At 63.6% G+C, this 22,507-nt stretch carries 17 protein-coding genes and 1 tRNA gene; 9 read left to right on the forward strand and 9 right to left on the reverse strand.

Annotated elements, in window-relative coordinates; genetic code table 11:
* Positions 1-35: 35 nt before the first annotated feature.
* The 3 genes from serB to mfd form a co-directional block, all read right to left on the reverse strand.
* Positions 36-893 (reverse strand): phosphoserine phosphatase SerB, encoded by an 858-nt coding sequence (gene serB / locus ACN9M1_RS06920; RefSeq protein ID WP_426398478.1) that lies wholly within the window; start codon positions 891-893, stop codon positions 36-38.
* Positions 894-993: 100 nt separating this feature from the next.
* Positions 994-2,175: an acetylornithine deacetylase gene (gene argE, locus ACN9M1_RS06925; protein WP_426398479.1), complete on the reverse strand. Its 1,182-nt coding sequence runs from the start codon at positions 2,173-2,175 to the stop codon at positions 994-996.
* Between the two features lie 37 nt (positions 2,176-2,212).
* The gene (mfd, locus tag ACN9M1_RS06930; RefSeq protein ID WP_426398480.1) at positions 2,213-5,644 is read right to left on the reverse strand and encodes a transcription-repair coupling factor; all 3,432 of its coding nucleotides are present in this window, start codon (positions 5,642-5,644) and stop codon (positions 2,213-2,215) included.
* Between the two features lie 157 nt (positions 5,645-5,801).
* On the opposite strand from mfd, the gene ispD reads away from it, so the two are divergent.
* Entirely contained in the window at positions 5,802-6,542 is a 741-nt protein-coding gene (gene ispD / locus ACN9M1_RS06935; protein ID WP_426398481.1) for a 2-C-methyl-D-erythritol 4-phosphate cytidylyltransferase, read from the forward strand.
* 16 nt (positions 6,543-6,558) lie between these two features.
* Positions 6,559-7,065, forward strand: a complete 507-nt coding sequence (gene ispF, locus ACN9M1_RS06940; RefSeq protein WP_426398482.1) for a 2-C-methyl-D-erythritol 2,4-cyclodiphosphate synthase — start codon at positions 6,559-6,561, stop codon at positions 7,063-7,065.
* Between the two features lie 13 nt (positions 7,066-7,078).
* Here ispF and ACN9M1_RS06945 read toward each other — a convergent pair whose 3' ends face one another.
* The 4 genes from ACN9M1_RS06945 to ompR form a co-directional block, all read right to left on the reverse strand.
* On the reverse strand, positions 7,079-7,600 hold the full coding sequence (locus ACN9M1_RS06945; RefSeq protein ID WP_426398483.1) for a carboxymuconolactone decarboxylase family protein: 522 nt from the start codon (positions 7,598-7,600) through the stop codon (positions 7,079-7,081).
* 60 nt (positions 7,601-7,660) lie between these two features.
* Positions 7,661-8,209 carry a peroxiredoxin gene (locus ACN9M1_RS06950; RefSeq protein ID WP_426398484.1) on the reverse strand — a complete coding sequence of 183 codons (549 nt, stop codon included), beginning with the start codon at positions 8,207-8,209 and terminating at the stop codon, positions 7,661-7,663.
* Positions 8,210-8,483: 274 nt separating this feature from the next.
* Positions 8,484-9,845 (reverse strand): ATP-binding protein, encoded by a 1,362-nt coding sequence (locus ACN9M1_RS06955; protein ID WP_426398485.1) that lies wholly within the window; start codon positions 9,843-9,845, stop codon positions 8,484-8,486.
* Between the two features lie 38 nt (positions 9,846-9,883).
* Positions 9,884-10,606: a two-component system response regulator OmpR gene (gene ompR, locus ACN9M1_RS06960; RefSeq protein WP_004627064.1), complete on the reverse strand. Its 723-nt coding sequence runs from the start codon at positions 10,604-10,606 to the stop codon at positions 9,884-9,886.
* Between the two features lie 188 nt (positions 10,607-10,794).
* On the opposite strand from ompR, the gene ACN9M1_RS06965 reads away from it, so the two are divergent.
* From ACN9M1_RS06965 to ACN9M1_RS06975, 3 genes are all read left to right on the forward strand, one after another.
* A complete protein-coding gene (locus ACN9M1_RS06965; protein ID WP_426398486.1) occupies positions 10,795-11,241 on the forward strand; it encodes a hypothetical protein in 447 nt (148 codons plus the stop codon).
* Positions 11,242-11,469: 228 nt separating this feature from the next.
* A complete protein-coding gene (locus ACN9M1_RS06970) occupies positions 11,470-13,080 on the forward strand; it encodes a DUF1800 domain-containing protein (RefSeq protein ID WP_426398487.1) in 1,611 nt (536 codons plus the stop codon).
* Between the two features lie 23 nt (positions 13,081-13,103).
* Positions 13,104-14,297 (forward strand): DUF1501 domain-containing protein, encoded by a 1,194-nt coding sequence (locus ACN9M1_RS06975; RefSeq protein WP_426398488.1) that lies wholly within the window; start codon positions 13,104-13,106, stop codon positions 14,295-14,297.
* On the opposite strand, the gene hpnD is transcribed toward ACN9M1_RS06975, so the two are convergent.
* Positions 14,298-15,131, reverse strand: coding sequence for a presqualene diphosphate synthase HpnD (hpnD, locus tag ACN9M1_RS06980; protein WP_426398489.1), 834 nt, complete (start codon positions 15,129-15,131; stop codon positions 14,298-14,300).
* Positions 15,132-15,326: 195 nt separating this feature from the next.
* Here hpnD and ACN9M1_RS06985 point away from each other — a divergent pair, with 195 nt between their 5' ends.
* The 3 genes from ACN9M1_RS06985 to ACN9M1_RS06995 all read left to right on the forward strand — a co-directional run bounded on the left by ACN9M1_RS06985 (position 15,327) and on the right by ACN9M1_RS06995 (position 19,908).
* Positions 15,327-16,535 carry an efflux RND transporter periplasmic adaptor subunit gene (locus ACN9M1_RS06985; protein ID WP_426398820.1) on the forward strand — a complete coding sequence of 403 codons (1,209 nt, stop codon included), beginning with the start codon at positions 15,327-15,329 and terminating at the stop codon, positions 16,533-16,535.
* A 42-nt stretch (positions 16,536-16,577) separates the two neighbouring features.
* Entirely contained in the window at positions 16,578-19,697 is a 3,120-nt protein-coding gene (locus ACN9M1_RS06990) for an efflux RND transporter permease subunit (RefSeq protein WP_426398490.1), read from the forward strand.
* A gap of 124 nt (positions 19,698-19,821) precedes the next feature.
* Positions 19,822-19,908: transfer RNA gene (locus ACN9M1_RS06995), tRNA-Leu, on the forward strand.
* Positions 19,909-19,943: 35 nt separating this feature from the next.
* Here the strand turns inward: ACN9M1_RS06995 and ACN9M1_RS07000 are convergent.
* Entirely contained in the window at positions 19,944-21,263 is a 1,320-nt protein-coding gene (locus ACN9M1_RS07000) for an MFS transporter (RefSeq protein WP_426398491.1), read from the reverse strand.
* Between the two features lie 154 nt (positions 21,264-21,417).
* On the opposite strand from ACN9M1_RS07000, the gene cyoA reads away from it, so the two are divergent.
* The gene (cyoA, locus tag ACN9M1_RS07005; protein ID WP_426398492.1) at positions 21,418-22,479 is read left to right on the forward strand and encodes a ubiquinol oxidase subunit II; all 1,062 of its coding nucleotides are present in this window, start codon (positions 21,418-21,420) and stop codon (positions 22,477-22,479) included.
* Positions 22,480-22,507: the final 28 nt, after the last annotated feature.

Here is a 22,507-nt window from a genome sequence, read left to right on the forward strand (position 1 = left end):
GTTTTGTTTTGATTGCACCAACCGGTTGTTGGGCCTTACTGCTGCGGGAACAGGTTCAACAGACCATCCAAACCGACCACGTTGAAGGCCACGTCCGCCTGTGCTTGCACGATGGGCTTGGCGCGGAACGCGACCGACAAGCCGGCCACACCCATCATCTTCAGATCATTCGAACCGTCGCCCATGGCGATGGCGTTATCTGGCGACACGCCAAGCTCTTTGCAGAACGCCTTGAGCGTCTGGGCTTTCACATCGGCGTTGACGATCTCGCCGAGCACGCGGCCGGTCAACTTGCCGTCGACAATCTCCAGCGTGTTGGCGCGCGTGCGATCCAGGCCCAGGCGCTCCTGTAGGCGCGAGGTGAAGAATTCGAAGCCGCCCGACACCAGCAGCGTGCGGATGCCCATCGCCTGCACGGCTTTGAGCATTTTTTCAGCACCCAGCGACAGCTGCAGGCGTTCGGCGTAGACACGCTCCAGCACGCTCGCATCCAAGCCCTTCAGCAGCTCGACACGGCGCGTCAGGCTCTCGTTGAAATCCTTGATCTCACCGCGCATCGACGCCTCGGTGATGGCGGCCACCTGCGCCTTGAGCCCGCAGAAATCCGCAATCTCGTCGATGCACTCGATGGTGATGAGCGTGGAATCCATGTCCATCGCCAGCACGCGGAAATCGCCGAACGTCCATTCGTCGGGAATCCACGCGTAGTCCAGCTTCAGGTTGGCGCAGATGGCGTCGAGCTGGACGCGCAATTCGCTGGGCAGCTCGTGCACCCATTCGATGGCGGCGACGTTGGGTGCGCGCATCTCGTACGTGGCGCTACCGAACAGGTTGCGGACGGATTCAATGTCGCCAGTGGACAGTGGCGACAGGCTTTGCAGGACGACAGGCATGAGAGCGAGGAGGAAAGAGGCGCCGGGGAAGCCCGCTATTGTAGCGAACGCCCCGGCCGGAATGCTCCCCACCAAAAGGTGAAGGGTTGTTGTGTAAGCGCTAGGCGGACGCGGTCTCGACCATCAGGCTGCGTGCGACTTTGGCGAGGAAGCGGTCGCAGGCCTCGAGTTGGGCAAGCTCGACGTATTCGTTGGCCTTGTGCGCCTGTTCAATGTTGCCTGGGCCGCACAGCACGGCCGGAATGCCGGCGCGCTGGAACAGACCCGCTTCGGTGCCGTAGGCGACCTTGCGCTTGTCGTTGTCTTCGGTCAGTACGCGCACGAGTTGCGTGATAGCAGCCTGCTCGGAGGCATCCAGCGACGGCGCGGCGGCAATCTCGTCGAGCTCGATGCGGGTATCCGGGTGCTCGCGCTGCATGGCGGGCTCGATGGTCTCTCGCACATAGCGCTCAACGCGCGCGCGGATGGCTGGCGCATCCACGCCGGGCAGGTTGCGGAATTCGAAGACCAGCTCGCACAGGGCGGGGATCGTGTTTAGCGCAATGCCGCCGTTGATGAGACCGGTCGATGCTGTGGTGAACGGCACATCAAACGCGTCATCGAACGGGCCCTTGGCGCGGAATTCGTCGGCGAGGTCGCGCACGAAGCAGATGATGCGCGCGGCGTATTCGATGGCGTTCACGCCTTGGGGCGTCAGCGACGAATGCGCGGCGCGGCCATGCACGCGGCAGCGATAGGCATTGATGCCCTTGTGGGCGACGATGGGGCGCATGGAGGTGGGCTCTCCGACGATACAGCCGGCGGGCTTGATGCCGCGGGCTATCAGCTCTTCAATCATGCGCGGCGCGCCCACGCAGCCGACTTCTTCGTCGTAGGACAGCGCCAGGTGCACCGGCTCGCGCAGCTTGGCCTGCAACAGCGAGGGCACCAGTGCCAGCGACGAAGCGATGAACCCCTTCATATCGCACGTGCCACGGCCGTAGAGCTTGCCGTCGCGCACTTCCGGCGCAAACGGGTTGCTGTCCCATTTCTGCCCATCCACGGGCACCACATCGGTATGGCCCGACAGCACGATGCCGCCTTGCACGCTACCGTCCGCTGCCGGAATGGTGGCGAACAGGTTGGCCTTGTTGCCGTCGTCGTTGTGCGAGAGGTGCGATTCGAGTCCGACGCCGCGCAGGTAGTCGCGCACCGTTTCGATCAGCGCCAGGTTGGAGCCGCGGCTGGTGGTGTCGAAGCTGACGAGCTTGCGGGTCCAGTCCAGTGTGGTGAGGGCGGTCATGATGGTTTCCTTATTCTGATCGGCTGATCCTACTGGATCACGTCAACTGGCGCATGGCATGGCGAATCGTCTGCGCCAGCGCGGCCGTTTCGGCGGGAATGTTCTCGATGCGCAGACGGTCTTGCCCGGCCAGCTTGATCTGCCGATTTTTCTGCACGAGGTCGATGATCTTGATGGCATCGATGGGCGGGTTCGGCACGAAATGCAGCGTGACGGCTTCCGCGCCTTTGTCGATCTTGCGGATGCCTAGCGGCTGCGCGGCGATGCGAAGACGGTGCGTCTCGATGAGCGACTGCGCCTGCGGCGGCAGCTTGCCGAAGCGGTCGATCAGTTCTTCCTGGATGTTGTCGATGGTTTCGCCGCTCTCGCAGTTGGCTAGGCGCTTGTAGAGCGACAGGCGTTCCTGCACGTCGCCGCAATAGTCCTGTGGAAGCAGGGCGGGCGTGCCGAGGTTGATCTCGGTGGTGGCGGCCAGCGGCGCCATCAGGTCGGGCTCCTTGCCGGCCTTGAGCGACTTCACAGCCTGGTTGAGCATGTCGGTGTAGAGCTGGAAGCCGATCTCGGAAATTTCGCCCGACTGCTTGTCGCCCAGCACCTCACCGGCGCCGCGAATTTCCAGATCGTGCATCGCCAGATAGAAGCCCGAACCCAGTTCTTCCATCTGTTGAATGGCTTCGAGCCGGCGCTGCGCCTGCTTGGTCAGGCCGTCCAGGTCATGTGCCAGCAGATACGCATACGCTTGGTGGTGCGAACGCCCGACGCGGCCGCGCAACTGGTGCAGCTGCGCCAGCCCGAACTTGTCGGCACGGTGGATCAGGATCGTGTTGGCGGTTGGCACGTCGATGCCGGTTTCGATGATCGTCGTGCACAGCAGGATGTTGGCGCGCTGGGCCACGAAATCGCGCATCACGCGTTCCAGTTCGCGCTCGTGCATCTGGCCGTGGGCGACCACCACGCGCGCTTCCGGGATCAGCTCTTCGAGCTTGGCACGCTTGTTCTCGATGGTCTCGACTTCGTTGTGCAGGAAGTAGACCTGGCCGCCGCGCTTCAACTCACGCAGGATGGCCTCGCGCAGCACGCCGTCTTCTTCGCGGCGCAGGAAGGTCTTGATGGCCAAACGCTTCTGCGGCGCCGTGGCAATCACCGAGAAATCGCGCAGGCCTTCCAGCGCCATGCCCAGCGTGCGCGGGATCGGCGTGGCGGTGAGCGTGAGCACGTCCACCTCGGCGCGCAGCGTTTTCAGTGCTTCCTTCTGGCGCACCCCAAAGCGGTGTTCCTCGTCGATGATGACGAGCCCCAGCCGGTTGAACTTCACGTCGGGCGAGAGCAGCTTGTGCGTGCCGATCACGATGTCGATGGTGCCGGCGTTGATGGCCCCGATGGCGCCGTCGATTTCCTTCTTGTTCTTAAAGCGGGAGATCTCGGCAATGCGCACGGGCCAATCGGCAAAGCGGTCGACCAGCGTCTGGTAGTGCTGCTCGGCCAGCAGCGTGGTCGGCGCAAGGATGGCGACCTGCTTGCCGCCCATCACCGCCACGAAGGCTGCACGCAGCGCGACTTCCGTCTTGCCGAAGCCAACGTCGCCGCAGACGAGGCGGTCCATCGGCTTGCCGGAGGTCATGTCGGCGATGACGGCGGCGATGGCCGCGGCCTGGTCGGGCGTTTCTTCAAAGCCGAAGCTCTCGGCAAACTTGACGTAGTCCTCCGGCGTGAGCGGGAAGGCGAAGCCCTGGCGCAGCGCCCGGCGCGCGTACAGGTTCAGCAGCTCGGCGGCGGTATCGCGAATCTGCTGCGCAGCCTTGCGTTTGGCCTTTTCCCATTGGCCGGAGCCTAGCGAATGCAGCGGCGCGGTTTCCGGATCGGCGCCCGAGTAGCGCGAGATCACGTGCAACTGATGCACCGGCACGTAGAGCTTGCTGCCTTTGTCGTAGTCGAGGTGCAGGAATTCTTCCTCGCCATTGCCCGTGTCGACGGACACCAGCCCCTGATAGCGCCCGATGCCGTGCTCGCTGTGCACCACCGGGTCGCCGATCTTCAGCTCAGCCAAGTCGCGCACCATCGCATCGACGGCGGTGGCCTGTTCCTGCTTGCGGCGACCAGCGCGGCGCGTGGTCTGCGCGTACAGCTCGGCCTCGGTGATGATGGCGATGCGTTCGTCACCGAGGATGAAGCCCTGGTACAGCGGTGCGACGCCGAGCACGAACTTGGCATCGCCGGCCAGCAGGTCGGCAAAGTCGGCCACGCCTTCGGGGTGCAGGCTGCTCGCGGCGAGCATTTGCGCGAGCGTTTCACGGCGGCCGGCGGATTCTGCGCAGATCATGACGCGGCAGTTGCCGCGCATCAGGAACGATTCGAGGTTGACCAGCGGGTCTTCCACGCGGCGATTGACCGCCACGTTCGGCAGCGGCAGCGAGAGCGGTGCGTCACCGGGCTCCACGCGCAGCACAAGGCGCGCATGCGGCTTGGCGGCGACGAAGAATGCCTCTTCATCCAGATACAACGCGGCGGGCTCCAGCAGCGGCCGTTCGCGGTCATGGCGCATGAAGTTGTAGCGCTGCGTGGTGTCAGCCCAGAAGCGGCGGACTGCAGCTTCAATGTCGCCGACAAAGGCGAGGTGAGTGGTGTTCGGCAGGTAGTCGAACAGCGTGGCGGTCTCTTCGAAGAACAGCGGCAGGTAGTACTCGATGCCGGCGCTCGGTACGCCGTTGCCGATGTCCTTGTAGATGGGCGAGCGCGTGGGGTCGCCTTCGAACACTTCGCGCCAGCGGCCGCGGAAGGCGGTGCGCGAGGCCTCGTCCATCGGGAATTCGCGGCCCGGCAGCAGGCGCACTTCGTTCACGGGGTAGAGGCTGCGCTGCGTGTCGGGGTCGAACGAGCGGATGGTTTCGATTTCGTCGCCGAACAGGTCCAGCCGGTAGGGCAGCGGCGAGCCCATCGGGAAGAGGTCGATCAGGCCGCCGCGCACGGAGTATTCGCCGGGGCGCATGACGGCACTCACGTGCTCGTAGCCGGCCAGCGTGAACTGCGCCTTGAGCGCAGCTTCGTCGAGCTTCTCGCCCTTCTTGAAGAAGAACGTGTAGGCCGCCAGGAACGACGGCGGGGCGATGCGCTGTAGGGCGGTGGACGCAGGTACGAGCAGGATGTCGCAGGCGCCGTTCTGCAGGTCATGGAGCGTCGCCAGGCGCTCGGAGATCAGATCCTGGTGCGGCGAGAAGTTGTCGTATGGCAGCGTTTCCCAGTCCGGCAGCAGCTTCACGCGCGCCTGCGGGGCAAACCAGCGCAGCTCTTCGGCCAGGCGCTGGGCATCGACGGCATTGGCGCAGACCACGGCCAGCATGGGCACCTTGGCACGATGCTGTTCCAGGTAGCGCGCGAGCAGCAAGGCATCTGCCGCGCCCTGGAGGCCGCTGAAGACGAAGCGCGCGCCTGGTTTGACGGCGGGCAGGGCAGAGAGCGAAAAGTCGGACATGGGACGTCGGGATCGGGGACAAAGCACGACACCCCGCCGGCATTTGCAGGCGGGGTGTCGTGGCACTGGCGGCTATTATAAAATCCGCGCGAATCCTGCGCTGGCGACGGACCAAAACCCTAGCAAACGCTGGTCCCACGCCGACTTTCCAGCCTTTATGCCCGCTCCCCTTCCTCGCCGACGTCGTTTTGCGCTGATTCCCTCGGCCGGCACCGGCTCGCGCGCCGGCGGTGATCTGCCGAAGCAATATCAGGCGATCGCTGGGCGGCCGATGCTTTGGCATACGGCACAGGCCTTTCTGGCCAGCCCGGAAGTCGATACGGTGCTCATCGTCACCACGCCCGGCGCACAGCCGCTCACGCAGCGCTTTCCCGATGATGGTTTCGACGCGCCCAAGCTGGTGGAGGTCGATTGCGGCGGCGATTCGCGTCACGCATCCGTCACGCACGGCTTGGCGGCATTGCGGGGCCTCGGTGCGCATGACGACGACTGGGTGCTTGTACATGATGCCGCCCGCCCGGGCCTCACGCCCGCGCTGATCACTCGCCTTATCGCCGCGGTTGAAGAAGAGGGGACGCAGGCAGTCGGCGGCATTCTGGCACTGCCGGTGGCGGATACGCTCAAGCGCGCCGATACCGCACAGCACATCGACGCCACCGTGCCGCGCGACGGGCTGTGGCAGGCGCAGACGCCGCAGATGTTCCCGCTAGGTCTATTGGAACGCGCCTTGCGGGACGCGCTTGTGCAGCAACGCATCGTCACGGACGAAGCCAGCGCCATCGAGGGTGTCGGCCACAAGCCGCTGCTCGTGCCGGGCGCACTGCGCAACTTCAAGGTGACGTATCCCGATGATTTCGCGCTTGCCGAGGCCATCCTCGCGCGGGCACGCCACGACTAAGAGAGGCATCGCAAGCATGAACTGGATGGACATTCGCATCGGCCAAGGCTACGACGTGCACGCGCTGGTGGAGGGCCGCAAGCTGATTCTCGGCGGCGTAGACATTCCGCACACGCGCGGCCTACTCGGCCATTCCGACGCCGACGCGCTGCTGCATGCGATTACCGATGCGCTGTTCGGCGCGGCCGGCCTGGGCGATATCGGCCGGCATTTTCCCGATACCGATCCGGCCTTTGCTGGCGCCGACAGCCGCGTGTTGCTGCGTGAGGCCGTACGCCGCGTGCACAAAGCTGGCTACGCCGTCGGCAACGTCGACGCCACTGTCATTGCGCAGAAGCCCAAGCTTGCGCCGCACGTGCCGGGCATGGTCGCCAATCTGGCGGAAGACCTCGGCATCGCCCCCGAGCGTTGCAACGTCAAGGCCAAGACGAACGAAAAGCTCGGCTTTGAAGGCAAGGAAGAGGGCATCGTCGCTCAGGCCGTGGTGCTGATCTATCGCGCGGAAGCCGCCGACCAAGACTAAGCGCGCTCAACATTTACTCCGCCGCAATCACCTGCGCAGCGGCGTTGATCACGGCAGCGATGCGCCCGACATCACGCAGTTGCTGCGCGCTCATGCCTTGATGGTTCTTCAGCAAGTCGTAGTGCGATTTGATGCAGAAATGGCACTTCCCGATGATGGACGCAGCCAGGGCATACATTTCGAAGCGGCGCTTGTCGACTCCGCCGTTGCTTGCATAGGCGTTCATTCTGAGTTCCGCCTTTTGCTGCGAGAGGTCGGTGTCATCCGCCATTTCGACGTACGGATACCAGACGTTGTTCATGCCCATGAGCGCGGCGGCCGTCAGCGCGCCGTTCACCTCTTCGGGCGATAGCACGCCCGCATTGCGGATCGCATCCACCAGCACCTTGCTCTTGGCGGCAAACGCCGCGGCCAGTGCAACCCCAACGGCATCGTTATCTTCCAGCGAGGACCGGGCGATCGTGCCGTCGACGTTCAGGCGGATGTCCTTGGCGTAGTCAGGGATAAGCCCCTTGATCGTTTGCAGAAATTCCATGCCTGTCTCCTGTTGAGACAACGAAGCCCGCGCGAGCGGGCTTGCAAAGTGCGGTGTCGGTTACAGCGTGGCGCCGCCGACGGCGCGGTTGCACGGGCACAGTTCATCCGTCTGCAGGCCATCGAGAATCCGTAGCACCTCGTCCGGGTTGCGGCCCACGTTCAGGTTGTTGACCGATACGTGCTGGATCACGTTGTCCGGATCAACGATGAAAGTCGCGCGCAACGCAACGCCGGCCTCATGCTCGCGCACGCCAAGCTGGTCGACCAGCGCACCGGTCGAGTCGGCAAACGACCACTGGTTGAGCTTGTTCAGATCCTTGTGCTCGCGGCGCCATGCGAGCTTGACGAACTCGTTGTCGGTCGAGCCGCCGAGCACGATGGTGTCGCGATCGGCGAAATCGGTGTTCAGCTTGGCGAAGGCCACGATCTCGGTGGGGCACACGAAGGTAAAGTCCTTCGGATAGAAGAAGATGACCTTCCATTTGCCCGGGAACGAGGTTTCCGTGATGTCTTCGAACGCCGACTCGCCGTTTTCCTCGTGGTTGTTGAATCCCGGCTTGACGCCAACAACCTTGAACGGTTCGAGCTTGTCACCAATGGTCTTCATGAGCTTCTCCTGGAGGGGTGTAGCAATGGGCGGGGGTCACCCAAATGGCCCCAATGGGGCTTGCAGACACACGCTCACCGGCCGTCCGGTGGGGGAAGAAAGGCGGTCGGAGAGACGCAGGACACGGGCAGACAGCCTGCGGCTGGAGTATTGGCGATGAATCCGGAACCGGCTAATTGATAATCTCAACGCCAGCCATAGCGGCGCCCGTGCTCCCACGTTATTGGCAGCGTGACAGTCGTGGGAAGCAGGGGGTATGCCTGCGGGCGGCGGATCAGGCGCGCGCGTAACAGGCGCTGACGAGCAGCCCGGTTTCGGGCGGCGTGCGGTTCTCCAGCACGAGCCGGCCGCCGCTGCGCTGCAAGATGCGATTGACGATCGACATGCCGAGCCCCGCACCTTTGGCCTCGCTGCGCGCAGACTCCAGCCGATAGAACGGCCGCGTCAGCAAGGCAAGCTGATCGGCCGGCACACCGGCACCCCGATCCGCCACGCACAACACAACTTCGTTGCCTTGCAGGAACGTGCTGACGGTGATCTCGGCGCGGTTTGTGCCGGGGGTTTTGCCGTAGCGGCGTGCGTTTTCGATCAGGTTGTCGAGAATGCGCTGCGTCTCCATGCGGTTGCAGCGGGCGATGGCTTCGGGCGCGAGCTTGAGCGTGAGGTCGATGTCGTCATGCGCGGAGTAGACGGGCGCCGTGTCGCGCACGAGTTCAGTCAGGTCCACGTCTTCGAGCATTTCGCCGCTGGGGCGGGCGTAGTCGAGGAACTGGCCGATGATCGCGTCCATCTGCTCGATGTCGGCCACCATCAACTCGCGCGTTTGCTCGTCGACGGGGCTCATCTCGGTTTCCAGGCGCAGGCGCGTGAGCGGCGTGCGCAGGTCATGCGAGATACCGGCCAACATGACGGCGCGGTCGGCCTCGAGCTGTTTGAGGTCGCGCACCATCTGGTTGAAGCTGTGATTCGCCTGCGCCACTTCCGTGCCACCGCCTTCAGGCAGCGACTTCGGATCGTCGCCCGCGCTAATGGCGCGGGCGGTATCCGCCAGACGTTTGAGCGGCTGATTCACACGTGACGTAATGAACGCCGCGCCCAGCACCGACAGCACCAGCGCCGCCATCGACCACCAGAGCCACTGCAGCCCTGGCACATGCTCGAAACGGTCCGGGCTGATGGCCACCCAGTAATCGTCGCCCTCGATCTGGAAGCTCACCCACACGCCGGGGATGTCATTGACGGCCGTAGCGATCACCGCATCAGCGCCGAGCCGGTTGCGGATTTCCTGCTGCACGAGTTGCGTCAGATACGGGTTGGTGTGCGGCTCGCGGTATTCGTCTTCCTTCTCGCGCGGGTAGACCTTGATGCCCTCGTTCTGCACCAAGTCGAGTAGCAGGAAGCGCCGCCGTGCCGGGTCCGAATACAGCAGTGCCGCCCGCGTGAGCTTGACCACGCTGACCACCTGCATGGCGATCTGCTGCGCGCGCGGTTCACGCTCGAAAATACGGAAGCTCTGGAACCAGACGCCCAGCGAGATCGCGATCAGAAGTGCGATCAGCATGAAGGTTCGCCAGAACAGCGAACCAAACACACTGATCAATAGACGCCGCAACGCGGCCGGACGCGGGATGCGCAAGTCGGATGCGGAAAAGGAGGGGTTGCTCGAACGCCAGCTTACTTGGCGCCGTCAGGAATGAACACGTAGCCCAGGCCCCACACCGTCTGGATGAAGCGCGGGTTGCTGGCGTCCGGCTCAATCAGCTTGCGCAGGCGGGAGATCTGCACGTCGAGGCTGCGGTCGAAGACTTCGTATTCACGGCCGCGCGCCATTTCCATAAGTTTTTCGCGCGACAGGGGTTGGCGCGGATGCCGCGCAAACACCTTGAGCACCGAGAATTCACCCGTGGTGAGCGTGATCTCTTCGTCGTTCTTTTTGAGTGTGCGCGTGGCCAGGTTCAGCACGAAATCGCCAAAGGCGAAGGTTTCGGGCGTCTCCGACGGCGCACCGGGAATCTCAGCCGGGCCGCGGCGGCGCAGCACGGCGTGGATGCGGGCGATCAGTTCGCGCGGGTTGAAGGGCTTGGGCAGATAGTCGTCGGCGCCCATTTCCAGGCCGACAATGCGATCCACGTCTTCGCCCTTGGCGGTGAGCATGATGATCGGCGTCTGATCATTGGCACCGCGCAGGCGGCGGCAGATCGAGAGACCGTCTTCGCCGGGCATCATCAGGTCGAGCACGAGCAGGTCGAAGCGCTCGCGCAGCCAGAGTTTGTTCATGGCCGTGGCGTTTTCCGCCACCAGCACGGTGAAGCCCTGTTCCCCCAGGTAGCGGCGCAGCAAGTCACGCAGGCGGGGGTCGTCGTCGACGACGAGAATCTTTTGACCGGAATTTTCCATGGCGCTAATGGTAACGACAAAAACATGGGCCCAATGGACAACAGAAGGCGGTAAAAGCCCAATTGAAACAGACGGTTACATTATTTACCGAGTCACGCGAACAGTCTGTAGGACGCGCAGCTACACTGCCTTGGCAGTTCCTCGCAACGGGCTCGACGCAGTCGCCCCGGACAGAGGGCTGGCGTGCAATGTGGTTGCTTGTTATCGATTGTCGCGCAATGATGCATGGCGCATCGGTTTCCAGCAACATGGACGTGGCTTCTCAACTCCCTTTTTTGAATCGCTCAGTGATGTTTCGGCAGCGCCTCTCGCTGCTCACCTGTGTACTTGCCCTCTGCGCGGCCGGCTCGCCGGCGCACGCGCGTGGCGACCGCGGTGGCTTTGGCGGATTCGGTGGCTTTTTCGGCGGCGGGCATGCAATGCAGGCCGGGGGCCAGGACAAAAAGGGCGGACAGGGTCCAGCGCGGGGTCATGGCGGCGAAGAACGCAGCCGTCGTGCCGCCGCGATGGAAAACCGCCGTGGTGAGAACGCCGACCGCCCATCCCCGCAGCGCAAGCTGTCTCCCGAGGAACGCAAGCAATTGCGGCAGAACATCTACGACGTCACGCGGGACATCTACCACCGTGGCGGCTAGTCCGCTGAATCATTGAAATGGGAGGGGCAGGACATGCCATGCGGGATGCAGCGCTAGGCGCAAAGCGCAGCAATAGCAGGCTATTGCGAGCATTTGCAACGACGCGATGAGCCCACATGGCGTGGCAAGCACCGACCAATTTCAGTGATTCAGCGGACTAGGTAGGGGCTGAGGAACAGCGCGCAGTCGCTGTCCCGGCAAGGCAGTAGGGTCGATCGGGGGACCGACATGCGAATCCGTAGCACCACCATTTTCTTGGCGCTGACCGCCGTCGGCGCACTCTCACTGCAGCCCGCATACGCGGCAACGCAGGACAAACCGCATCGCCACACCGCCCACGCCAAGGCGGCCGCCGCCGAAGAGCAGCGACTGGACCGTGACGATGCGCGCTACTTCCTCACCCGCATCGGCTTTGCGCCGTCCGAGAGCGAACTCGATGCCTATGCCGGACTCACCCACCGCGAGGCGATCGACCGCGTGCTGGCCCAGACCGGCACCGTGGCTACCCAGGCGCCGCCAGCGTGGGTGAACGATCCGATCATTCCCTACAACAAGCTGCCTGACGAGGACGCCCGCAAGGCCGCACGCCAGCAGAACGCTGCGCACGAGCTGGAACTGCGCGCGTGGTGGATGGGCGAGATGATCAAGACGCCATCGCCGCTGACCGAACGCATGACGCTGTTCTGGCACAACCATTTCGTTTCCAGCTCGCAGAAGGTGCCGTTCGCGCAGTTGATGTACCGGCAGAACGTACTGCTGCGCCAGAACGCGGTGGGCAACTTCGGCGCGATGCTGCACGCCATCGGCAAAGACCCGGCGATGCTGATCTACCTCGATGGCGCCGAAAGCCGCAAGGGCAAGCCCAACGAGAATTTCGCGCGCGAGGTGATGGAGCTCTTCACCTTAGGCGAGGGCCATTACACCGAGCAGGACATCAAGGAAGCCGCCCGCGCGTACACTGGCTGGAGCATCGACCGCGACCACGACTTCGCCTATATCTGGCGCCCGCAAATCCACGACACCGGCACCAAAACGGTGTTCGGCCAAAGCGGCGATTACGACGGCGACCAGATGCTCGACATCCTGCTGTCACGCCCCGAGGCGGCCACCTTCATCGTCACCAAGCTTTGGCATGAATTCGTCTCGCCGGACGTGGATGCGGCACAGGTCCAGCATGTGGCCGATGCGTTCCGGGCGAGCGGTTACGACATCAAGGTGGCGCTGCGCGAATTGTTCATGACGCCCGCATTCTGGGCGCCGCAGTCGCACGCGACGCTGGTGAAGTCGCCGGTGGAGATGATTGTCGGCACGCTCAAGCAGTTCAACGTGCAGTACTCCGACCCCACGCCGTTTGCGATCAAATCCGCGCAGCTTGGGCAGAACCTGCTGGCGCCGCCCAATGTGAAGGGCTGGCCCGGCGGTGATGCGTGGATCAACTCGACCACGTTGCTCGGGCGCAAGCAGTTTCTTGATCAGTTGTTCCGGTCGACCGAGATGAAAGCGCCCCCGCAAGCGCAGAAACCCGGCGTGATGGTCGCGGCCATGCGTCAGGAGTTGAAAGAGGGCGGCAACGTGCAGGGCCTGGGCCAGGCGCTCAAGGGCATGGGGCAGGAAGGGCGCTTCAAGCTGGCGCAGTCGCAGACGATGGTGTCCTTCAACTCGGCTAAGTGGTTGGCGCAATTTGGTGCGGATGGGGATGACCCGCCGCAGCTTGCGCCGCGTATTTCGATCCAGCGCGCGGTGCTGCCGATTGAGCCGACCGCGCCGATCCCCGTCAAGCTGGCCGGTACGGCGTACCTGCGCACGCTGATGATGGACCCGGCTTATCAGTTGAAGTAACGCCACCTCTGCAGGAGCACATCATGGAACGTCGCGATTTTCTCAAGGCAGGCGCCATGCTCGGCATGGGTGGTGCTGTACCGGGAGTCGTCTTTGCGCAAGGGCAGCGGGATCAGGGGGGGCGCAAGGGCTACGGCAACCTGCTCATCCTCATTGAACTGAAGGGTGGCAACGACGGGCTGAACACCGTGGTGCCATACACGAGTGCGCAGTATTACGCGCTGCGCCCGCGCATTGCCATCAAGCGTGAGCAGGTGCTGCAACTGGATGACCGCTACGGGCTGCATCCGTCATTGCAGGCCATGATGCCGCTGTGGCAGGCGGGGGAGCTATCGGTGGTGCAGGGGCTGTCGTATCCGCAGCCGAATCTCTCGCACTTCCGCTCGATCGAGATCTGGGATACGGCATCACGTTCCGACCAGTATTTGCGCGAAGGTTGGCTGACGCGGGCGTTTGCCGCCAAGCCGGTTCCCGCATCGTTTGGCGCGGATGGCGTGATCATCGGCACCGCCGATCTTGGCCCGCTTGAGGGCGGCTCACGCGCCGTGGCGCTGGCGAATCCGGATGCCTTCCTCAACGATGCCAAGCTGGCGATGCCGTCCCACGCGATGGGCAACGCCACGCTCGCGCACGTGCTGAAGGTGGAGGCGGATATTGTCAAAGCCGCCGACGGGCTGCGTCCGAAAGCCGGTAAGTTCGCGTTTCAGACGCACTTTCCCGATGGCGGCTTCGGCAATTCGATCAAGGCGGCGATGCAGGTTGTGGCGGCACCAGGACATGGCGGTGCGGATGTCGCCGTGGTGTGCCTGTCGCTGGGCAGCTTCGATACCCACACGAACCAACAAGGCACACAGGCGAACCTGCTGCGCCAGTTGGGCGACGGCATTGCCTCGCTCAAGAGTGCGCTGACGGAGCTTGGCCGCTGGAACGACACGCTGATTGTCACGTACTCCGAATTCGGTCGTCGCCCGCGCGAAAACCTGAACAACGGCACGGACCACGGCACTGCCACTGCGCACTTCGTGGCCGGTGGTCGCGTAAAGGGTGGTCTGGCGGGGCAGGGGCCGGTGCTGGAGCGGCTGGACGGCGGCGGCAATCTCGATCCGTCGGTCGACTTCCGCTCGCTTTACGCGACGGTGCTGGAGCGCTGGTGGGGAATGGATTCCCAGTCCGTGCTCGCTGGGCGGTTTGCGCCGCTCGATCTCATCAAGGCCTGATCAGCCGCGGATGTGGGTCTTCCAGGCCAGCCATAGCTTGCGCAGCGGCGTGAGGTCCGTGCGCTGCGTGAGCACCTGGAAACCGTCCGCCTCCACCTCGTCGAGCAGGCGCATGGCCAGTACGCCGCGGATCAGCGCTGAGCGCTGGGCGCGGCGGTCTTCTGCTGGCAGCGCGGCGAGCGCTTCTTTGTACGTTGCGCGGGCGCGCTCGGCCTGAAACGCCATCAGCGGCTTGAACCCTTCTGCATACCGGCGGTTGAACAGATCGGCCGCGGGTACGTTGAACCGCTGGAGTTCGTCCACAGGGATGTAGACGCGGTTGTGGCGCACGTCTTCATGCAGATTGCGGATGAAGTGGACGAGCTGTTCGGCCAGTGCCAGCAGCCGTGCGAATTCCAGCGTGCGCGCATGCGTGTGGCCGGCAATGCGCGCCGTCAGGCGGCCCGCGACGCCGGCGACTTGATCACCATGTCGGCGCAGGTTGGGCCAATCCAGATACCGGTTCTGCATGGCATCGGCCTCGACGCCGGCCAGCAGTTCGCCCAGGTGCACGGCGCCGATGTCGTACGTAGTCAGATGCGGCTGCAATGCCTTGGCCGCTGGGTGCTCCGGGCGGCCTTCAAACAGCCGCGCCAGTTCTTGCCGCCACCATTGCAGCTTCGATTGCACGACACCTGGGTCGCTGGCATCACGCACGGCGTCTTCCAGCTCACGGCGCACGGCTTCCAGCGCGATGGTCGCGCGGCGGCGCTCGGGCGCGAGAAACAATACGCTGTAGTACACGTCGCTGCCGGGCGGGGCGGCCTTGTCGGCGCAGTAATCGTCGGGGGTCACGGAAGGGGCCGTTTTGATGAGGTTTCGTGCAGGGCGGCCATTCTACAGCGCGTTGCAGCGCAGCATACTGCGGGCCCTTGCTGGAACATCCACTAAGAAAAGTCAATCAGACGGGGCCGTGTCGTTGACCCTGCGCATGGGCGTGGGTATATTACTGACCGGTCAGTTATTTACTGAGAGCGTGTCATGCCTGCCGTGCCTGCGATGAGTTTGCCGTACCCGCATTCCGATTCCATTGGTCCTACCGACACGCAGTCTTTGTCGCGCAGGCGCTCGTTTTCTGTTGCCGCATCGGCAGCCATGTTGGCTGGCGTGGCGCTGCTGGCAGGTTGCAGCAAAGAGGCGCCCAAAGCCCCCGACGTGCGTCCCGTGCGCACCCTGACCGTTGCCAGCGAGCAAGGCGCGGGCACGGCTGAATTTTCCGGCGATGTGCGCCCGCGCATTGAATCGCGCCTGGGCTTCCGTGTGCCGGGCAAGATCGTCGCCCGCCTCGTGGACGTGGGCGCCACGGTCAAGAAAGGGCAGACGCTCGCTCGCCTCGACCCAACGGATCTCGCACTGGCTCAACAATCGGCCCAAGCCCAGTTGTCCGCCGCCAAGACGGACCGTGACCTGGCCGCGGCCGACCTCAAACGCTATTCCGAACTGTCCGCCAAGGGCTTCATCAGCGCGGCCGAGCAGCAACGCCATCAAGCCAATTTCGACGGCGCCCAGGCGCGCTACGACCAGGCCGCGGCGGGGTATCGCAACCAGTCCAACCAAGCCGGCTACGCCACACTTGAAGCCGACGCCGATGGCGTCGTGACGGGCGTGGATGCGGAAGTCGGGCAGGTGGTCTCCGCCGGCCAACCGGTCGTGCGCGTGGCGCAGACGGCGGAGAAGGAAGTCGTCGTTGGTATTCCCGAAGACCAGGTGGATACGCTGCGCAAATCGCCCGAGGTGAGCGTCAAACTCTGGGCGGACCAGTCGCGCAGCATTCCGGCCAAGGTGCGTGAGATCGCTCCTGCGGCGGACCCGCTGACGCGTACGTATACAGTCAAGATTTCGATCCCGAACCCGCCGCCCGATTTGAAGCTCGGCATGACAGCGGTGGCGACATTCACGAAACCGGGCGGTAACGGGAGCAGCGGTGGCATGGGCGTACGCGTGCCGATCACCGCGCTGCTGCAGGAGCAGGGCAAGAACGTGGTGTGGCTGTACGACGTTGCATCGCAAACGGTGAAACCTGTGCCCGTGACGGTGGGTGCGCCGCGCGACAACGTGCTGCTGGTCACGAGTGGGCTGCAGCCTGGTCAGACCATCGTGACGGCCGGCGTGCACCTGCTCAAGGCCGGCCAAAAAGTCATGCCGATGGCACCGGCGGATCAGCCGTCGGCGCAGTCCGCCATTACGCCGCGCCGCTAATCCGCCGCAGGCCTCCGCTCCAACACGCCAACCTTCGCGCGCATGGAACACTCCCGTTTCAACCTGTCACGCTGGGCACTCGAACATCAGCCGCTCACGCGTTTTCTGCTAGTGGCGCTGTTGCTCGGCGGCATCTTTGCGTATTCCAAACTCGGGCAGGACGAAGACCCGCCCTTCACCTTCCGCGCGATGGTGGTGCAGGCCTTCTGGCCCGGCGCTACGGCCGAACAGATGTCGCGCCAGGTGACCGACAAGATCGAAAAGGCGCTGCAGGAGGTGCCGTACGCCTGGAAGATCCGCAGCTACTCCAAGCCCGGTGAAACGCTCGTCACCTTCCAGTTGGCCGACACGTCCCCCGCCAAGGATGTGCAGCAATCCTGGTACACGGTGCGCAAGAAGGTGGGCGACATCGCGCCCACGCTGCCGCAGGGCGTGCGCGGACCGTATTTCAATGACGACTTCGGCGATGTGTATGGCTCCATCTACGCGCTGTCCGCAGATGGCTTTACGTATCGTCAACTGAACGATTACGCCGATTCGATCCGCCAGCAGTTGCTGCGCGTGCCCAACGTCGCCAAGGTGGAGTTGCTGGGCGATCAGGACGAGAAGATCTACATCGAGTTCCAGCAGGCCAAGCTGTCGCAGATGGGGCTCGACATCAACAGCATCGCCACGCAGATCGGCCAGCAGAACAATATCGGCCCGAGCGGCGTGCTGGTGACGCCGACCGACAACGTGCAGATCCGCCTGTCGGGGCAGTTCTCAGATCTCCGCGATCTGGAGAACCTCACGCTGCGCGGCCCTGGCGGCACGACGAACATCCGCCTGGGCGACATCGCCACCGTCAAGCACGGCTACATCGACCCGCCGCGCGCCAAGATGCGTTTCAACGGCAAGGAGGTCATCGGCCTAGGCATTTCGATGACCAAGGGCGGCGACATCATCACGCTGGGCAAGGACTTGCGCGCCACGGTCGAGAAGATCCGCGCGAAGCTGCCGGTGGGCATCGAGATGGAGCAGGTGCAGAACCAGCCGAAATCGGTGCAGAGCTCGGTGGGCGAATTCGTGCACGTGCTGATCGAGGCTGTGGTGATCGTGCTGGCGGTGAGCTTTCTCTCGCTGGGGTTGCACACCAAGCCGAAGCTGCGCATCGACGTGTGGCCCGGTCTGGTGGTGGGCTTGACGATCCCGCTGGTGCTGGCGGTGACGTTCCTGTTCATGAACATCTTCGATATCGGCTTGCACAAGATTTCATTGGGCGCGCTGATCATCGCGCTGGGCCTGCTGGTGGACGACGCGATCATCGCGGTCGAGATGATGGTGCGCAAGCTGGAAGAGGGCTTCTCCAAGATGGAGGCGGCCACCTTTGCCTACAGCTCGACCGCCATGCCGATGCTGACCGGTACGCTCATCACCGCCACGGGCTTTCTGCCGGTGGGGCTGGCGCGTTCGACGGTGGGCGAATACACCTTCGGCATCTTTGCGGTGACGGCGCTGGCGCTGGTGCTGTCGTGGTTTGCGGCGGTGGTGTTTGTGCCGTACCTCGGTTTCCTGCTGTTGCGTACCAAGTCGCACGTGGGTGACGGCGGCCATCATGAGTTGTTTGATACGCCGTTCTACACGCGCTTCCGGGGCTGGGTGAACTGGTGCGTGGAATACCGCAAGACGGTGATCGCCATCACGCTGGTGGCGTTCGGGCTGGGCGTGTTCGGCTTCAAGTATGTGGAGAAGCAGTTCTTCCCGGATTCCAGCCGCCCCGAGTTGATGGTGGAACTGTGGCTGCCCGAAGGCAGCAGCTTCAACCAGACGGAAGCCGAGGCCAAGCGCTTTGAAGCCCTGCTGCGCAAGGAACAGAACGTCGAGAGCGTGACGCTGTTCATAGGCTCCGGCGCGCCGCGTTTCTACTTGCCGCTCGATCAGATCCTGCCGCAGACCAACGTAGCGCAAGCCATTGTCATGCCGACCTCGCTGGAGACGCGCGAGGGCGTGCGACAGCATTTGATCGGGTTGCTCAAGTCGCAATTCCCGCATCTGCGTGGTCGTGTGAAGCTGCTGCCGAACGGTCCACCGGTGCCGTATCCGGTTCAGTTCCGCGTGATGGGTCCGGACATTGGCGGCGTGCGCAAGATCGCCGACCAAGTCAAGGCGATCATGATCGCCAACCCGAACACCGTGGGCGTGAACGACAACTGGAACGAGAACGTCAAGGTGCTGCGCCTGGACATCGACCAGGACAAGGCGCGCGCGCTGGGTGTGTCGACGGGATCGATCTCGCAGGTTACGCAGACGGTCCTGTCCGGCGCACCGATCGCCCAGTACCGTGATGGCGACAAGCTGCTCGACATCGTCATGCGTCCGCAGGAAGACGAGCGCAACACGCTCGACGCGCTGCAACGCGTGCAGGTGCCGACGGCTAGCGGCCGCACAGTGCCGCTCACGCAAGTGGCGCGTGTGGGCTTCACGTGGGAGCCTGGCGTGATCTGGCGCGAGAACCGCGATTACGGCATCACCGTGCAGTCCGACGTGGTGGATGGCGTGCAGGGCCCGACGGTAACGGCGCAGATCAACCCGCTGCTCGACAAGATCCGCGCGGACTTGCCGCCCGACTACCAGATCAAGATTGCCGGCGCGGAAGAGGAAAGCGCCAATGCAGGGGCATCGATTGCCGCGCAGATGCCGCTATGCATCTTCATCATCTTCCTGCTGCTGATGCTGCAGCTGCACAGCTTCTCGCGCTCAGTGATGGTGTTCCTGACTGGCCCGCTGGGGTTGATTGGCGCGGCCGCGACGCTGTTGCTGCTGCGTGCGCCGATGGGCTTCGTGGCGCAGCTCGGCATTACCGCGCTGATCGGGATGATCATCCGCAACTCGGTCATTCTGGTGGATCAGATCGAGCAGGACGTGGCGGCGGGTGTGCCCACCTGGACGGCCATTGTCGAGGCAGCGGTGCGGCGTTTCCGCCCCATTATCTTGACGGCGGCTGCGGCCGTGCTGGCGATGATTCCGCTGTCGCGTAGCGTGTTCTGGGGGCCGATGGCCGCCGCCATCATGGGTGGGCTGATCATCGCAACGGTGCTGACGTTGCTGTTCCTGCCGGCGCTGTATGCGGCGTGGTTCCGGGTCAAGCGGCCCGAATCGGAGGCGACTGCACCGACGGTCTAAACGTCATTCCGCAGCCGCCCGGCAGCTTCTGCGGCGGCGGGGATGGCAACCCCCGGGCGACTGCGATATAATCGCGGGCTTCCTTTCCGGCACCCCTTGTTCTAGGGGCGCCGCGATCCATCCAGCGAGGGTGGCGAAATTGGTAGACGCACCAGGTTTAGGTCCTGACGCCAGCAATGGTGTAGGGGTTCGAGTCCCCTCCCTCGCACCACTTACCTCGTTCTGAGGTTTCTCCAGCAAGAGCCGTTACGCATCTGGCGTTCCCAGCGCTTTGTTGATCCGCAACGCCACCAGCGTCGCCACGACCCCGGACAGCAGATACAAGCTCACCGCCGCGAGCCCGAACAGCGACGACAGGCCCAGCGCAACCAGCGGGGCGAATGCCGCGCCAAAAAGCCAGCCAAAGTCGGTCGTGAGGGCCGCACCGGTATAGCGGAATCGGCTCTCGAAGTTCGACGTCACCACCCCGGCTGCTTGCCCGTAGGACAGCCCCAGCAGGCCAAAGCCGATCAGGATGAAGGTGTCCTGCCCCGCCGCACCGCCATCGAGCAGCCACGGCGCAGCCAGGCTGAAGATGCCGATGAGCACCGCCATGGCCGCCAACGTGGTGCGCCGGCCGATGCGGTCGGCGATCAAGCCCGAGACCAGGGTGCCGATGAATGCGATGACCGCACCGACGATCTGGACCACGAGCACATTCGACACGTCCTGTGTCTTGTGCAGCGACACCCACGACAGCGGAAACACCGTCACCAGGTGAAACAGCGCGTAGCTGGCCAATGACGCGAACGCACCCAGGAAGATGTTGAAACCCTGCGCATTGACCATTTGCAGCGTGCTGATCGGTTCCAGTTCGCCTTCTTCGAGCAACTGCGTGTATTCGTACGTCACCACCAGACGCAGGCGCGCAAACAGCGCCACGACGTTGATGGCAAAGGCGACATAGAACGGATAGCGCCAACCCCAGTCGATGAATTCCTCCGGCGTCAGGCTGGCATGCAGGAACAGGAACAGGCCGCCCGCTACGAGGAAGCCCGTGGGGGCGCCCAGTTGCCCCACCATGGCATACCACCCGCGTTTGTTCTCAGGCGCGTTTAGTGCTAACAGCGATGGCAGGCCATCCCACGAGCCGCCAAACGCAATGCCTTGCATGACACGGAACAGCGCCAGCAGGTAGATCGCTGCGCTGCCGATCGATGCGTACGACGGCAAGAACGCAATGCCCACCGTGGCCGTGCCCAGCAGAAACAGTGACGCAGTCAGCTTGGTGCCACGGCCCCAACGTCGCTGGATGCGCATGAATAGCGCGGTTCCGAATGGGCGACCGATAAAGGCGAAGGAAAAGATCGCGAAGCTGTAAAGCAGCCCGGCCAGTTCGCTGGCAAACGGAAAGTAGACCGTTGGGAAGACCAGCACCGAGGCGATGCCGTAGACGAAGAAATCGAAGTACTCCGACGCTCGCCCGATCACCACGCCGGTGGCGATTTCGGCAGGCGCCACTTCGTGGTGTCCTGGTGCCGGAGGAGCCGTTGGCGATGCGCGGTGTTGGTGGGTCAGACTGGCCATCGTAGAGTCTCCATCGGAACCGGGAAGGATGTCGTACGGTACTTAAAGTTCTGCAATCACCAGAATAGCCGCCTAAACTGCAACGGCAAATCGAAAGATCGTTGGGGATCACCCCAATGCGCGATGACATCAATTCGACGACACTTCAGAGACCATGCCACGCTTCGGTGCAGCCGTGATGCCTCTCAAAATTGCGGAAAGATCGCTTTTACGAAGTGCCGCAGTCGCCCTGTTGCTGGGGCTTGCGGGATGTAGCAATGCAGTGCTGTTGTCGCCCGCTGGCGACATGGCGGTGCGGCAGCGGGACCTGATCATCATCTCCACCTGCCTGATGTTGCTGATCATCGTGCCGGTGATCATTCTCACGTTGGTCTTTGCATGGCGATATCGGGAGAGCGCACAGAACGCGCCCTACAACCCGGATTGGGACCATTCCACGGTGCTGGAGCTGGCGATCTGGGCCGCGCCGCTGCTGATCATCATCACGCTCGGTGCCATTACCTGGGTCAGCACCCATCAACTCGATCCGTATCGGCCATTGACGCGGCTTGACGGCGCGCGCGCTGTGCCGGCGGAGACCAAGCCGCTCACCGTGGAGGTGGTGGCGATGGACTGGAAGTGGCTGTTCGTGTATCCCGAGCAGGGCATTGCCACCGTCAATGAACTGGCAGCACCCGTGGATCGCCCGATTGCGTTCAAGATCACGGCCACGTCCGTCATGAACGCGTTCTTCGTGCCGTCGCTGGCAGGCATGGTCTACGCGATGCCGGGCATGGAAACCAAGCTGCATGCGGTCATCAACCAGCCCGGCGTCTATGACGGGTTCTCATCCAACTACAGCGGTGCGGGCTTCTCGCACATGCGGTTCAAGTTCCACGGCTTGTCGAGTGGAGACTTCGACCGCTGGGTCCAGCAGGCAAAGTCATCGGGCACGCCGCTATCGAAAGACACCTACCTGAAGCTGGCCAAGCCCAGCGAAAGCGAGCCGGTGCAACGCTACGCCAGCGTGGCACCCGATCTCTACGACCGCATCCTGAACCGTTGCGTGGACGGCCAGGCATGCGTGGCAGACACCATGGCGCGTGATAGCAACCGCGGCAACCGCAGCGGGTTCGATCCGTTTGCACAAGTCTGCACGGCAAGCAACATCGCGGATGCCGGCACGGTGTTTGCGCCGGATGCCGCCGTCAACGACGGCCGACAGGTGTTGCGGTAGCGAAGAGCCTTGCGCCTCCTTGCCCCTT

The organism is Ralstonia sp. R-29 (assembly GCF_049913345.1).
Classification (GTDB): domain Bacteria; phylum Pseudomonadota; class Gammaproteobacteria; order Burkholderiales; family Burkholderiaceae; genus Ralstonia.